The sequence below is a fragment of the Streptomyces sp. WAC06614 genome (assembly GCF_003949795.1).
GTDB lineage: Bacteria > Actinomycetota > Actinomycetes > Streptomycetales > Streptomycetaceae > Streptomyces.
The window spans coordinates 1-13294 of record NZ_RPRY01000198.1 but is presented as its reverse complement, the minus strand read 5'-3'; the positions used below and the strand labels follow the sequence as shown (position 1 = coordinate 13294).

Annotated in this window: 12 protein-coding genes; 10 read left to right on the top strand and 2 right to left on the bottom strand. The window is 73.2% G+C overall.

All coding sequences use genetic code 11. The annotated features are described in order from the left end of the window. Positions 1 to 139: 139 nt before the first annotated feature. The 3 genes from EF918_RS23685 to EF918_RS23675 all read left to right on the top strand — a co-directional run bounded on the left by EF918_RS23685 (position 140) and on the right by EF918_RS23675 (position 3857). Positions 140 to 1126 (top strand): LysR family transcriptional regulator, encoded by a 987-nt coding sequence (locus tag EF918_RS23685; protein WP_125650214.1) that lies wholly within the window; start codon positions 140 to 142, stop codon positions 1124 to 1126. 98 nt (positions 1127 to 1224) lie between these two features. Next, positions 1225 to 2586 carry a NarK/NasA family nitrate transporter gene (locus tag EF918_RS23680; protein WP_125650212.1) on the top strand — a complete coding sequence of 454 codons (1362 nt, stop codon included), beginning with the start codon at positions 1225 to 1227 and terminating at the stop codon, positions 2584 to 2586. 122 nt (positions 2587 to 2708) lie between these two features. Next, positions 2709 to 3857 carry a uroporphyrinogen-III synthase gene (locus tag EF918_RS23675; protein ID WP_125650210.1) on the top strand — a complete coding sequence of 383 codons (1149 nt, stop codon included), beginning with the start codon at positions 2709 to 2711 and terminating at the stop codon, positions 3855 to 3857. Between the two features lie 191 nt (positions 3858 to 4048). Here the strand turns inward: EF918_RS23675 and EF918_RS38440 are convergent, their stop codons facing one another. After that, positions 4049 to 4171 (bottom strand): hypothetical protein, encoded by a 123-nt coding sequence (locus EF918_RS38440; protein WP_260610560.1) that lies wholly within the window; start codon positions 4169 to 4171, stop codon positions 4049 to 4051. 159 nt (positions 4172 to 4330) lie between these two features. Between EF918_RS38440 and EF918_RS23665 the strand changes: the two genes are divergently transcribed. The 5 genes from EF918_RS23665 (at position 4331) to EF918_RS23645 (ending at position 10374) form a co-directional block, all read left to right on the top strand. Then, positions 4331 to 4882: a GNAT family N-acetyltransferase gene (locus EF918_RS23665; protein ID WP_125650208.1), complete on the top strand. Its 552-nt coding sequence runs from the start codon at positions 4331 to 4333 to the stop codon at positions 4880 to 4882. A gap of 104 nt (positions 4883 to 4986) precedes the next feature. Next, positions 4987 to 5547 (top strand): ABATE domain-containing protein, encoded by a 561-nt coding sequence (locus EF918_RS23660; protein ID WP_125650206.1) that lies wholly within the window; start codon positions 4987 to 4989, stop codon positions 5545 to 5547. Positions 5548 to 5661: 114 nt separating this feature from the next. Continuing rightward, a complete protein-coding gene (locus tag EF918_RS23655; RefSeq protein WP_125650204.1) occupies positions 5662 to 7962 on the top strand; it encodes a UvrD-helicase domain-containing protein in 2301 nt (766 codons plus the stop codon). A gap of 364 nt (positions 7963 to 8326) precedes the next feature. After that, complete coding sequence (locus EF918_RS23650) at positions 8327 to 9751, top strand: NAD-dependent malic enzyme (RefSeq protein WP_125650202.1); 1425 nt, start codon at positions 8327 to 8329, stop codon at positions 9749 to 9751. A gap of 341 nt (positions 9752 to 10092) precedes the next feature. Beyond that, the gene (locus EF918_RS23645) at positions 10093 to 10374 is read left to right on the top strand and encodes an HU family DNA-binding protein (protein ID WP_030875040.1); all 282 of its coding nucleotides are present in this window, start codon (positions 10093 to 10095) and stop codon (positions 10372 to 10374) included. Positions 10375 to 10558: 184 nt separating this feature from the next. On the opposite strand, the gene murA is transcribed toward EF918_RS23645, so the two are convergent. Then, positions 10559 to 11899: a UDP-N-acetylglucosamine 1-carboxyvinyltransferase gene (gene murA / locus EF918_RS23640; protein ID WP_125650200.1), complete on the bottom strand. Its 1341-nt coding sequence runs from the start codon at positions 11897 to 11899 to the stop codon at positions 10559 to 10561. Between the two features lie 296 nt (positions 11900 to 12195). On the opposite strand from murA, the gene EF918_RS23635 reads away from it, so the two are divergent. Both EF918_RS23635 and EF918_RS23630 read left to right on the top strand, forming a co-directional pair. Further along, the gene (locus tag EF918_RS23635; protein WP_125650198.1) at positions 12196 to 12756 is read left to right on the top strand and encodes a YqgE/AlgH family protein; all 561 of its coding nucleotides are present in this window, start codon (positions 12196 to 12198) and stop codon (positions 12754 to 12756) included. A gap of 30 nt (positions 12757 to 12786) precedes the next feature. Further along, positions 12787 to 13068, top strand: a complete 282-nt coding sequence (locus tag EF918_RS23630; RefSeq protein ID WP_125650196.1) for a DUF3039 domain-containing protein — start codon at positions 12787 to 12789, stop codon at positions 13066 to 13068. Positions 13069 to 13294 lie beyond the last annotated feature (226 nt).

Here is a 13294-nt window from a genome sequence, read left to right as displayed (position 1 = left end):
GGGTCGGGGCTGCGTGCACCAGGGTGGTGCCGGTGACGGTCATCAGGGGCATGACCCCAGCCTGCGGGTGGGGGCCGGACGCGGTCCAACACCTGTTCAGGGCCCATTCACCCGTATCGGTTGTTAGTGTGCGCGGGTGATGACGCACGAGGTGGATCCCCGGCTGCTGCGCGGGTTCGTCGCGGTGGCCGAGGAGCTGCATTTCACCCGGGCCGCCGCCCGGCTGTACGTCGCCCAGCAGGCGCTCAGCCGGGACGTCCGCCGGCTCGAACGGGAGCTGGGCGCCGACCTGTTCGTCCGCACCACCCGGCAGGTGGAGCTGACGGCGGCCGGGGAGCGGCTGCTGCCGCTCGCCCGGCAGGTGCTGCGGGCCTGCGAGGACCTGGCGGCCGCGTTCGGCGCGGGCGGCGGGGACGGCGGGGACGCCGTGCGGGCGCTGCTGGTCGACCTGAACACGGACGGGCCCAGCACGGGGCGGTCGGTGCTGGAGCGCGGGCGTGAGCTGGCGCCGGGGTGCGAGCTGATGGCGCGCTTCGAGAGCGGGCTGACGCATGCCGCCGGGGAGATCGTCGCCGGGCGCCTCGACGTGGCCTTCGGGCACTTCGGCGGGCTCGGGGCGGGGCTGCGGGCGCGGCTGGAGCGGCAGCCCGTCCGGTTCGAGCCGCTGGCCGTGCTGCTGCCCGAGGACCATCCGCTGGCCGCGCGGGAGGAGGTGCCCGTCGGGGCGTTGGCGGGGGAGTCGGTGTACGCGGGGGCGGGGAACCCGCGGACGCTGGAGTGGACCGCGCTCGCGCGGGAGCTGTTCGCCGGCCGGGGCATCGCGGTCGCCCCGCCGGCACCGGTCGCCGTGGGGAAGGAGGAGTTCCGTCGGGTGATGGCCAAGACCCGCACTCCGGTGCTGGCCACGACCGGGTTCGTGGACATGCCCGGGTCGGTGAAGCGGCCGCTGGTGGACCCGGTGCCGCTGTCGCCGGTGTCGATGGTGTGGCGCGCGGGGCTGCGCCATCCGGGGCTGACGGCGCTGCGCGCCGCCGCCGAGGAGCTGGCCGCCGCCCACGGCTGGCTCGACGTACCGGACGGAGCCTGGCTGCCCGGGCCGCTCACATCGGACCGCACGGTCGGGTGAGAGCAAGGTTTCCGGCCGGTCATCCGGCGGGGACCGGCGCCGAAACGCGTCGTTCCTAGGGTCGCTGTCCACGGAATGCCGACAGCTGGGAGGGCGTGATGGGCGCAGCACGCACGGGTGGCCGCTGGATCGAGCGGTGGGATCCCGAGGACGAGACGTTCTGGAAGGAGTCCGGGGAGCGGATCGCCCGGCGCAATCTCGTCCAGTCGGTGTTCAGCGAGCACATCGGCTTCTCGATCTGGTCGCTGTGGTCGGTGATGGTGCTCTTCATGGGCCCGGAGTACGGCATCGACCCGGCCGGGAAGTTCTTCCTGATCGCCACCGCCACGTTCGTCGGGGCCTTCGTCCGGATCCCCTACACCTTCGCCGTCGCCCGGTTCGGCGGGCGCAACTGGACCGTGTTCAGTGCCCTGCTGCTGCTCGCGCCGACCGTCGCCGCCCTGGTGGTGATGGAGCCGGGGACCTCGTACGGCACGTTCCTGCTGGTGGCCGCGCTCACCGGGGTCGGCGGAGGCAACTTCGCCTCCTCCATGACCAACATCAACGCCTTCTTCCCCCTGCGCGAGAAGGGCTGGGCGCTCGGGCTCAACGCGGGCGGCGGCAACATCGGGGTGCCCGTGGTGCAGCTCGCCGGGCTGCTGGTCATCGGTACCGCCGGGGCCGGGCACCCGCGGCTGCTGCTGGCCGCGTACCTGCCGCTGATCGTGCTGGCAGCGGTGCTCGCGGCGCTGCGGATGGACAACCTGGCGCCCGTCCGCAACGACACCGGCGCGGTCAAGGAGGCGCTGCGCGAGCGGCACACCTGGATCGTGGCGTTCCTCTACGTCGGGACGTTCGGCTCGTTCATCGGCTACAGCTTCGCCTTCGGGCTGGTGCTGCAGACGCAGTTCGGCCGGACCCCGCTCCAGGCGGCCTCGCTGACCTTCGTCGGGCCGCTGCTCGGCTCGCTGGTCCGGCCGGTGGGCGGGCGGCTCGCGGACCGGTTCGGCGGGGCGCGGATCACCCTGGGCACGTTCGTCACGATGGGCGCCGCGACGGGCCTGGTGATCCTCGCCTCGGCGCGGCACTCGCTGCCGGTGTTCCTGACCGGGTTCGTGGCGCTGTTCGTGCTCAGCGGGCTGGGCAACGGCTCCACGTACAAGATGATCCCCGGCATCTTCCAGGCCCAGGCGCTCGCCCGCGGCCTGACCGGGGAAGCGGCCGCCGCGTACGGGCGGCGGCTGTCGGGAGCGGCGATGGGGCTGATCGGCGCGGTCGGGGCGCTCGGCGGGCTCGGCATCAACCTGGTCTTCCGCGGGGCGTTCCTCGGTTCGGGCTCCGGCACCCCGGCGTTCGTCACCTTCCTCGGCTTCTACGCCGTGTGCTGTCTGGTGACCTGGGCGGTATACCTTCGCGTGCGCGCGGCCACGGCGGCACCCGCCCCGGACCGGCCGGCGAAACCCCAGCTCACGTCGGTGTAACCGGGGCGAAATACCGGTGAACCGCACCTGATACGCCCCGTTGGCAGGCTCGGTGAGGGGGTACCCGCGCGTATCCCCGCGCACCCCCGCGTACCCCCCTCACGTCGGCAAGGCAGGTCACGATGGAAGACAACGCTGCGTCCGGCGGCGCCGGTCCGCTCGCAGGGTTCACGGTCGGCGTCACCGCCGCCCGCCGGGCTGACGACCTGATCGCGCTGCTGCGCCGGCGCGGAGCGGCCGTCGTGCACGCGCCCGCGCTGCGGATCGTGCCGCTGTCCGACGACGGGGAACTCCTGGCCGCGACCAAGGAGCTGATCGCCACCGCCCCGGACATGGTCGTCGCCACCACCGCGATCGGGTTCCGCGGCTGGATCGAGGCCGCCGACGGCTGGGGGATCGGCGAGGACCTCCTCGGCCGGCTGCGCGGGGCCGAACTGCTGGTGCGCGGACCGAAGGTGAAGGGCGCCGTCCGGGCGGCCGGGCTGGTGGAGGCCTGGTCACCGGAGTCGGAATCGCTGGCCGAGGTGCTGGACCGGCTGCTCGCCCAGGGCGTGGAGGGCCGGCGGATCGCGCTCCAGCTCCACGGGGAGCCGCTGCCGGGCTTCGTGGAGGCCCTGCGGGCGGCCGGGGCCGAGGTGGTCGGCGTACCCGTCTACCGGTGGATGCCGCCGGAGGACCTGGCTCCGCTGGACCGGCTGCTGGACGCGGTGGTGGCCGGGACCGTGGACGCGCTCACCTTCACCAGCGCCCCCGCGGCCGCCTCGCTGCTGGCCCGGGCCCAGCAGCGGAGCCTCCAGGGGGCCGTGCTGTCGGCGCTGCGCAGCGAGGTGCTGGCCGCCTGCGTGGGACCGGTCACGGCCCTGCCGCTTCAGGGCCATGGCGTGGACACCGTCCAGCCGGACCGCTTCCGGCTGGGCCCGCTGGTCCAACTGCTGTGCCAGGAACTGCCCGCCCGGGCCCGGGTCCTGCCGGTGGCCGGCCACCGCCTGGAGATCCGCGGCCACGCGGCCCTGGTCGACGGGGCCCTCCGCCCGGTCCCGCCCACCGGCATGGCCCTGCTCCGCGCCCTGGCCCGCCGCCCCGGCTGGGTGGTCGCCCGCCCGGACCTCCTGCGCTGCCTTCCGGGCGCGGGTCGTGACGAACACGCCGTGGAAACCGCCATGGCCCGCCTCCGCGGCGCCCTGGGCACCCCCCACCTGATCCAGACGGTCGTCAAACGCGGCTACCGCCTCTCCCTGGACCCGGGCGCGGAGACCAAGTACGGCACCTGACCCCGGCCCGCGCCGCACCGGTCAGCGCAGGACGCGGTGCACGAGGTGCTCCTGGACGTCCGGCAGCAGCCCGGCGGCCGCCGTGACGTCCTTGTCGTCATGGAGTACGACCAGCCCGTGGGGGCGGCGGTCGCGCAGATGAGCCAGTCCACGACCGACAGGCTCTGGTGGCGGCCACGCCGCGCGAGACGCTACTGCGCCGTCTCGATCCCCTGCCAGGCCCCCTCGGGCACGGGTACGTCCGGGTAGAGATCGCCGAACACGTCCGTCATCGCCTCGTACTCGTCGAGGATGTCGATCTGGGTGGTGGACACGGGCACCCTCCCGCTCCCGCTCCCGCTCCCGCGACGTGTCCTCCATACAGAGATGGCATACATCATGGACATCGGACGCAGGCTGCGGCCGCGGAACGGCCTCGCCGTCGGGGGCCGCGGGCCCTGGTCGGGCCGGTGGGGAGGGGTTAGCGTGCGGGGATGATCATCAGTGCGGGTGTGGAGCTGCGGAGCGTGCGGCTCGAGGATGCCGGTGGGCTGGCCGAGGTGCTGGGGCGGAACCGGGGCTGCATGGCGCCGTTCGAGCCCTGGCGGCCCGACTCCTACTACACCGAGGCCGGGCAGAAGGAGCGGATCGAGGTCCAGCTCGCCGAGCAGGCGGCCGGGCTGCTGGAGCCGTTCGTGCTCGTGGACACCGCCGGCGGGGCGCCGGTCGGGGCGATCAACCTCGGGCGGATCACCCGGGGCCCGTTCTGCAGCGGGGGCATCGGCTACTGGGTGGACGAGGCCCGCCGCGGTCAGGGGCTGGCCACGTACGCCGCGGACGCGGTGTGCCGGATCGCCCGTGACCGGCTCGGGCTGCACCGGGTCGAGGCCGGGACCCTGCTGGACAACGTCGCCTCGCAGCGGGTGCTGATCAAGGCCGGGTTCACCGAGTTCGGGGTGGCCCCGGCCTATCTGCACATCAACGGCGCCTGGCGCGACCACAAGCTCTTCCAGCGCCTGCTGCACGACGACCCGCCGCCGCGGTAGCCCCCGCCGGGACCCGCCCGCGGCCATGACCGTCGCGGGGGGTTCCGCCCGGGCCCGCCCGGGGGCACTCTGGTGGGGCTACGGCGACCGAGGCGGTGACGGGCATGTGGTTCGACTCGGGGCGGGTGTGCCTGGACCTGGTGGCCACCGCCGCGCCCCACGAGGGCCTGACCGACGGCGGCGAGCTGCGGCTGTGGCTCACCGGCGCCGGCCTGGTGCCCCACCGGACCCCGCTGGCCCGGGTGGACGCGGACTGGCTGCCCCCGTTCCGCGCGCTGCGCCGTGACGTGGCCGCCCTGGTCCGGGCCGAGCTCGCCGGCACGCCCCCCGACGACGGCGCCCTCGGCCGGGTCAACGCCCTGGCCGCCGGCCCGCCGCCCCGGTTGTGCGCCGTACGGGACCACGAGGGGCACCTCGTACGGGAGCTGTCCGGCGGGGTCGAGTGCGCCGCCCTGCTCGCGGCGGTCGCCCGGGACGCCGTCGAACTGCTCACCGACCCCGGCGACCGCGCCCTGCTGCGGGCCTGCGAGGGCGAGGGCTGCACCCGGGTCTACCTGGACACCTCCCGGGGCCACCGGCGCCGCTGGTGCTCCAGCGAGCTGTGCGGCAACCGCGAGCGGGTCGCCCGCCACCGCCGCCGGGCCCTGGCCGCCCGCCCCGGGTAGGCGCCGCCCAGGTGGGGGAGCGTTCCGGCGCGGGCACGAGGAGAACGGGCGTGCGCGCACCCGGCCGGTTCGCGTACGGTTGACGGTCGCCCACGCACGTCAGAAGGGGGCCTAGTGGCCGCGCAGGATGCCGCTGTCGACAGCACGGCGGATTCCGTCCGCGATCGGGAGATCGCGGCCGAGCAGACTCATCTGGACCAGGTGTACCGCCGCCTCGAGGAGAAGATCGTCGAGGCGGAGTTCCTGATGAACGACGCGGCCAAGCGCGGCCAGGTCGGCACCCCCGGCGCGCTCGCCGAGCGCGACGCGCAGGTCTACCGGGCCGGGATCCACCTCAACCGGCTCAACAACGAGTTCGAGGACTTCCTCTTCGGCCGGATCGACCTGGTCCTCGGCAAGGACGGCGAGCTCGGCCCGGACGGGGCCTACACCTCCGTGGAGCCCGCCCCCGACGCGATCCGCGCGGACCTGACCGCCGACATCGCCGAGACCCTGCACATCGGCCGGATCGGCGTCCTGGACACCGACTACACCCCGCTGGTCATCGACTGGCGGGCGCCGGCCGCCGCCCCCTTCTACCGGTCCACCCCGAAGGAGCCCGGCCGGGTGATCCGCCGCCGGGTCATCCGTTCCAAGGGCCGCAAGGTGCTCGGCGTCGAGGACGACCTGATGCGCCCCGAGGTCACCGCGTTCCTCGACGGCCAGGAGCTGCCCGCCATCGGCGACGGCGCCCTGATGGCCGCGCTCGGCCGGGCCCGTACGCACACCATGCGGGACATCGTCTCCTCCATCCAGGCCGAGCAGGACCTGGTCATCCGGGCCCCTGCCGCCTCCGTCGCCGAGGTCTCCGGCGGGCCGGGCACCGGCAAGACGGCCGTCGCCCTGCACCGGGCCGCCTACCTCCTCTACCAGGACCGGCGCCGCTACGCCGGCGGCATCCTGATCGTCTCCCCGACCCCGCTGCTCGTGGCGTACACCGAGGGCGTGCTGCCCTCGCTCGGCGAGGAGGGACAGGTCGCCATCCGCGCGCTGGGCTCGCTGGTCGACGGCGCCGAGGCGACCACGTACGACGAACCGGCCGTGGCCCGCATCAAGGGCTCGTCCCGGATGCTCAAGGTGCTGCGCAAGGCCGTGCGCGGGGCGCTGGAGCTCGGCACCCCGAGCGGCCCGGCGCCCGAGCGGCTGCGCGTGGTGGCCTTCGGCCGGCGCCAGGAGCTGGAGGCGGAGGAGCTGGACCGGATCCGGCAGGCCGCCCTCGGCGGCACCGCGCCGGTCAACCTGCTGCGGCCGCGCGCCCGCAAGCTGCTGCTGGACGCGCTCTGGGCGAAGTCCGGCGGCGCGAACCGGCACACCGACCCGGAGCTGGCCGCCGAGCTGCGCTCCGCCTTCGACGAGGACATCTCCACCGAGGACGTCTTCATCGACTTCCTCGACGCCTGGTGGCCCGAGCTCACCCCGCGCAGGGTGCTCTCCGCGATGGCCGACGAACGCCGGCTCGGCCGCTGGGCCCGCCGGGTCCTCACGCCGCGCGAGACCCGGCAGCTCGCCCGTTCGCTGCGGCGCGAGGAGCTGTCGGTGCACGACGTGGCCCTGCTGGACGAGCTGCACGGGCTGCTGGGGCTGCCCGCCCGGCCGAAGAAGAAGCGCGAGCTCGACCCGCTGGACCAGCTCACCGGGCTGGAGGAGCTGATGCCGCGCCGCGAGGAGACCCAGCGCGAGCGGGCGGAGCGGCTGGCGGCCGAGCGCACCGAGTACGCGCACGTGATCGTCGACGAGGCCCAGGACCTGACGCCGATGCAGTGGCGGATGGTGGGCCGGCGCGGCCGGCACGGCACCTGGACCGTGGTCGGCGACCCGGCGCAGTCCTCGTGGCCGGACCCGCAGGAGGCTGCCGAGGCCCGCGACGAGGCCCTGGGCACCCGGCCGCGGCGCCGGTTCACGCTGACCGTGAACTACCGCAACCCGGCCGAGATCGCCGAGCTGGCGGCCAAGGTGCTGCGGCGGGCCATGCCCGGCATGGAGCCGCCGTCGGCGGTCCGCTCCACGGGCCTGCGGCCGCGCTTCGTCGCGGCCGGGGACGAGCTGGCCGCGACGGTGCACGCGGAGACGGCCCGGCTGCTGGCGCAGGTCGACGGCACGGTCGGTGTGGTCGTGGCCATGGACCGGCGGGCGGAGGCGGCCGGCTGGCTGGCCGACCTCGGCGAGCGGGCGGTGGCCCTGGGCAGCCTGGAGGCCAAGGGCCTGGAGTACGACGCCACGGTGGTGGTCTCCCCGGCCGAGATCGAGGCGGAGTCCCCGGCGGGCCTGCGGGTGCTGTACGTGGCGCTGACCCGGGCCACCCAGCAGCTCACGGTGGTCTCCACCGGGCTGGACGAACCGGACGCGGACGGGGTGCCGGCGCTGCTGACGGAGTGAAGCGGGGCCAACTGCGGCGCGGGGGAATCGCTTCCGGCGATCCTTTGTTAGCCTGGGTACGACACCGGCTCGATCCAAGCCCCCGGGCCCAACCTTCGTCGCCCAGAGCGACCACTTGCCGCGAGGCGAGCATGGCGGGTCGGTGTCTCAGACGGTGCGACGCCGTGGGCGTCGTCAGGTCCGCGTCCTCCCTCAGGGGAGGGCGCGGACCTTTTTTCGTGGCCGATCACCCTTCCAGGACCCCACGCTTTCTCGTATGGTGGAATAATCTTTCCGGAATTTGTAGCTGGTTACCGGCTACTCGCCGGTAGGTGGGACGATCGGACAACAGGTCCGAAAACAGGGAAAGCAGAGGAACACGGCCATGGCAACGGCGCCCAGCGTCTCGTACTCGATGACGGTCCGCCTGGAGGTGCCCGCGAGCGGAACCGCGGTCTCCCAGCTGACCACCGCCGTGGAGTCCTCCGGGGGATCGGTCACCGGTCTCGATGTCACCGCGTCCGGCCACGAGAAGCTCCGGATCGACGTCACGATCGCGGCCACCTCCACCGCGCACGCCGACGAGATCGTCGAGAAGCTCCGTGGCATCGAGGGCGTGGCCCTCGGCAAGGTCTCCGACCGTACGTTCCTCATGCACCTCGGCGGCAAGATCGAGATGGCGGCCAAGCACCCCATCCGCAACCGTGACGACCTCTCCATGATCTACACCCCGGGCGTGGCCCGCGTGTGCATGGCGATCGCCGAGAACCCCGAGGACGCCCGCCGTCTGACCATCAAGCGCAACTCCGTCGCAGTTGTGACCGACGGGTCCGCCGTGCTGGGCCTCGGCAACATCGGCCCCAAGGCCGCGCTGCCCGTCATGGAGGGCAAGGCGGCCCTCTTCAAGCGCTTCGCCGGCATCGACGCCTGGCCGATCTGCCTGGACACCCAGGACTCCGACGAGATCGTCGCGATCGTCAAGGCCATCGCCCCCGGCTTCGCCGGCATCAACCTGGAGGACATCTCCGCCCCCCGCTGCTTCGAGATCGAGGCGCGGCTGCGCGAGGCCCTGGACATCCCCGTCTTCCACGACGACCAGCACGGCACCGCCATCGTCGTCCTGGCCGCCCTCACCAACGCACTTCGCGTGGTGGGCAAGGCAGTTGGCGATGTGAAGGTCGTCATGTCCGGCGCCGGCGCGGCCGGTACGGCCATCCTCAAGCTGCTCCTCGCGGCCGGCGTGAAGAACGCCGTCGTCGCCGACATCCACGGCGTCGTGCACGCCGGCCGTACCGACCTGGTCGACGCGGCGGAGGAGTCGCCGCTGCGCTGGATCGCCGACAACACCAACCCCGAGGGGTACACCGGCACCTTGAAGGAGGCCGTGGTCGGCGCCGACGTGTTCATCGGCGTCTCGGCCCCGAACGTGCTCTCGGGCGAGGACGTCGCGGCCATGGCGGAGGGCGCCATCGTGTTCGCGCTCGCGAACCCGGACCCCGAGGTGGACCCGGCCGTCGCCCGGCAGACCGCCGCCGTCGTGGCCACCGGCCGCTCGGACTTCCCGAACCAGATCAACAACGTCCTGGTCTTCCCGGGCGTCTTCCGCGGCCTGCTCGACGCGCAGTCCCGGACCGTGAACACCGACATGATGCTGGCCGCCGCCAGCGCCCTCGCGGACGTCGTCGGCGAGGACGAGCTCAACGCGAACTACATCATCCCGTCGGTGTTCAACGACAAGGTCGCCGGCGCGGTCGCCGGAGCCGTCCGCAAGGCCGCCTCCGCCGCTGTGACCAGCCCCACGTCGGCCTGATCCCCGGCGCGTCGCGGGGTGCGGGACACGCGGGCCGCCTCTAGGGTTGCGGGGATGCCCGCGTGGTCCGCGGCCCGCATCCCCGCCCCTTCCCACCGGTGCGGACGGAGCGTCACCGCGGCGTGACTGTGGCGCTTTTCGTGTGACCCTGGCGGGTGCCGGATTGGCGTTCCCGCCGCTGGTGGGGGCAGGATGCGTGACTGTGGCGCGAGGGTCTGACGGCAGACCCGGGTCCGGGGACTGTCCGAGGGCCCTGGCAGCATCGGCTTCGCTGGTGCCAAACATGCGGCTTTGCCGCCGCGTGGCACGCCTCATAGGCAAGTTGAACACGGGAGTACAACATGAACCGCAGTGAGCTGGTGGCCGCTCTGTCCGAGCGCGCCGAGGTGACCCGCAAGGACGCCGACGCCGTTCTGGCCGCGCTCGCCGAGACCATCGGCGAGGTCGTCGCCAAGGGCGACGAGAAGGTCACCATCCCCGGCTTCCTGACCTTCGAGCGCACCCACCGTGCCGCTCGCACCGCGCGCAACCCGCAGACCGGCGACCCCATCCAGATCCCGGCCGGCTACAGCGTGAAGGTCTCCGCGGGCTCCAAGCTCAAGGAAGCCGCCAAGGGCAAGTAAGGCCTCCGCGGGACCTCCGGGTCCCCGAGCCCTTGTACGGCTGTTGGCCTCCGCCAGGGCGCCAGTAGTACGTAGGAACGCCGAAGGGCGGCCACCCGGACCGGGTGGCCGCCCTTGTGCGTGCCCGGGGCCGTCCGCCCCGGCCGCCCGGCCGGGCCCGTCGTGCGACGGGCTCGACGGGGCCTCAGACGAGGTCGCCGGCCGGGAGTTCGACCTTCGCGCCGAGCTCCACGAGCTTCTCCATGAAGTTCTCGTAGCCGCGGTTGATGAGGTCGATGCCGTGCACCCGCGAGGTGCCCTCCGCGGCCAGCGCCGCGATCAGGTACGAGAAGCCGCCGCGCAGGTCGGGGATGACCAGGTCGGCGCCCTGCAGCTTGGTGGGGCCGGAGACGACCGCCGAGTGCAGGAAGTTGCGCTGGCCGAAGCGGCAGGCCGAGCCGCCCAGGCACTCGCGGTAGAGCTGGATGTGCGCGCCCATCTGGTTCAGCGCGGACGTGAAGCCCAGCCGGGACTCGTAGACCGTCTCGTGGACGATCGACAGACCGGAGGCCTGGGTCAGTGCCACGACCAGCGGCTGCTGCCAGTCGGTCTGGAAGCCGGGGTGGACGTCGGTCTCCAGGGCGATGGCCTTCAGCGGGCCGCCCGGGTGCCAGAAGCGGATGCCCTCGTCGTCGATCTCGAAGGCGCCGCCGACCTTGCGGTAGGTGTTCAGGAAGGTCATCATCGAGCGCTGCTGGGCGCCGCGCACGTAGATGTTGCCGCCGGTCGCCAGGGCCGCGGAGGCCCAGGAGGCGGCCTCCAGACGGTCCGGGAGCGCCTGGTGGTTGTAGCCGCCGAGCTTGTCGACACCGGTGATCCGGATGGTCCGGTCGGTGTCCACGCCGATGATCGCGCCCATCTTCTGCAGCACGCAGATGAGGTCCTCGATCTCCGGCTCCACGGCCGCGTTCGACAGCTCGGTGACGCCCTCGGCCAGCACGGCCGTCAGCAGCACCTGCTCGGTCGCGCCCACGGACGGGTACGGCAGGCGGATCTTGGTGCCGCGCAGGCGCTGCGGGGCCTCCAGGTATTGGCCGTCGGCGCGCTTCTCGATCGTGGCGCCGAACTGCCGCAGCACGTCGAAGTGGAAGTCGATCGGCCGGCCGCCGATGTCGCAGCCGCCCAGGCCCGGGATGAAGGCGTGGCCGAGGCGGTGCAGCAGGGGGCCGCAGAAGAGGATCGGGATCCGCGAGGAACCCGCGTGGGCGTCGATGTCGGCGACGTTGGCGCTCTCGACGTGGGTGGGGTCGAGCACCAGCTCGCCGGGCTCGTCGCCGGGGCGGACCGTCACACCGTGCAGCTGCAGCAGGCCACGCACGACCCGCACGTCACGGATGTCGGGCACGTTGCGCAGGCGGCTCGGTTCGCCACCGAGCAGAGCGGCGACCATGGCCTTCGGCACGAGGTTCTTCGCACCGCGGACACGGATCTCGCCCTCGAGCGGGGTACCGCCGTGGACAAGCAGGACATCGTCTGTGCCGGTCATGTATCTCGCGTTCCGGGTCGGGTGTCCCCCGGTCGACAGGGGTCGACATGGGGGAGTGGGCAGGGGCCAGATCAAAGGGTAAGGGTCACCACCCCCCGGTTCGTAAGGCCGACGTGGCCGCGGATGTGTCATGAATTCGCCACAGCACCCTCAGTGTCGACCTCATGGCGGAGGGTTGCATTCCGCCACTCGGCGGAGCGCGCGCTCCTTCCTGCTGCCGTGCGCCCTCCCGCTGCGCACGACCTTCTCCTGCTCCCGGCTCCCCCCGAAGGGCGAATGTGCGAGATCATGGCCGCATGACCGAGGTGTCCTCCCTCACAGGGCGGCTGCTCGTGGCCACCCCCGCCCTCGCGGACCCGAACTTCGACCGCGCGGTGGTGCTCCTGCTCGACCACGACGAGCAGGGCTCCCTCGGCGTGGTCCTCAACCGGCCCACCCCGGTGGTCGTCGGCGACATCCTGCTGCCCTGGGCCGACCTGGCCGGCGATCCGGGCGTGGTCTTCCAGGGCGGCCCGGTCGCCCTCGACTCCGCCCTCGGCGTCGCCGTCATCCCCGGCGAGGAGGGCCCGCTCGGCTGGCGCCGGGTGCACGGGGCCATCGGCCTGGTCGACCTGGAGGCCCCGCCCGAGCTGCTGGCCAGCGCCCTGGGATCGCTGCGGATCTTCGCCGGTTACTCCGGTTGGGGGCCCGGCCAGCTGGAGGACGAGCTCAGCGAAGGCGCCTGGTACGTGGTGGAGTCCGAGCCCGGCGACGTGTCGTACCCGGTCCCCGAACAACTGTGGCGCGCGGTGCTGCGCCGGCAGCGCAGCGAGCTCGCGATGGTCGCCACCTACCCGGACGACCCGTCGCTCAACTGAGCCCCGCGGGGTTCAGTACCCTTGGCTGTTATGAGCACTCTTGAGCCCGAGCGCGGGACTGGCACGGGGACCCTCGTAGAGCCGACGCCGCAGGTGTCCCACGGCGACGGCGACCACGAGCGCTTCGCCCACTACGTCCAGAAGGACAAGATCATGGCGAGCGCACTCGACGGGACCCCCGTCGTGGCGCTCTGCGGCAAGGTCTGGGTACCGGGCCGCGACCCGAAGAAGTACCCGGTCTGCCCGCTGTGCAAGGAGATCTACGACTCCATGGGCCCGGGCGGGGACCAGGGCAAGGACGGCGACAAGTAGGCCGTCGGGCCGGGGCGGAAGCCCGGCCCGGTCGGGCCCTGCGCCCCCGTTCCGCGGGACCGAGGCCCCCGGACGCGCATCCGCGCGTCCGGGGGCCTTCTGCGTGGGCGCCCGGCCGGTAGGGTCGGCGTCGGATGCGTTCAGCGAAACGTGCGTTGCGCACTGCGCAACGCCCGACGCGTGGAGGGGCCAGGACCATGCCCGACCTCATGCCCGAGCCGTTGCC

Bases quoted from the DNA above. Each gene is read 5' to 3' on its own strand.
- EF918_RS23650 (WP_125650202.1), top strand. From the start codon at position 8,327: ATGGCAACGGCGCCCAGCGTCTCGTACTCGATGACGGTCCGCCTGGAG.
- EF918_RS23635 (WP_125650198.1), top strand. From the start codon at position 12,196: ATGACCGAGGTGTCCTCCCTCACAGGGCGGCTGCTCGTGGCCACCCCC.
- EF918_RS23665 (WP_125650208.1), top strand. From the start codon at position 4,331: ATGATCATCAGTGCGGGTGTGGAGCTGCGGAGCGTGCGGCTCGAGGAT.
- EF918_RS23660 (WP_125650206.1), top strand. From the start codon at position 4,987: ATGTGGTTCGACTCGGGGCGGGTGTGCCTGGACCTGGTGGCCACCGCC.
- EF918_RS23630 (WP_125650196.1), top strand. From the start codon at position 12,787: ATGAGCACTCTTGAGCCCGAGCGCGGGACTGGCACGGGGACCCTCGTA.
- EF918_RS23680 (WP_125650212.1), top strand. From the start codon at position 1,225: ATGGGCGCAGCACGCACGGGTGGCCGCTGGATCGAGCGGTGGGATCCC.
- EF918_RS23675 (WP_125650210.1), top strand. From the start codon at position 2,709: ATGGAAGACAACGCTGCGTCCGGCGGCGCCGGTCCGCTCGCAGGGTTC.
- EF918_RS23645 (WP_030875040.1), top strand. From the start codon at position 10,093: ATGAACCGCAGTGAGCTGGTGGCCGCTCTGTCCGAGCGCGCCGAGGTG.
- murA (WP_125650200.1), bottom strand. From the start codon at position 11,899: ATGACCGGCACAGACGATGTCCTGCTTGTCCACGGCGGTACCCCGCTC.
- EF918_RS23685 (WP_125650214.1), top strand. From the start codon at position 140: ATGACGCACGAGGTGGATCCCCGGCTGCTGCGCGGGTTCGTCGCGGTG.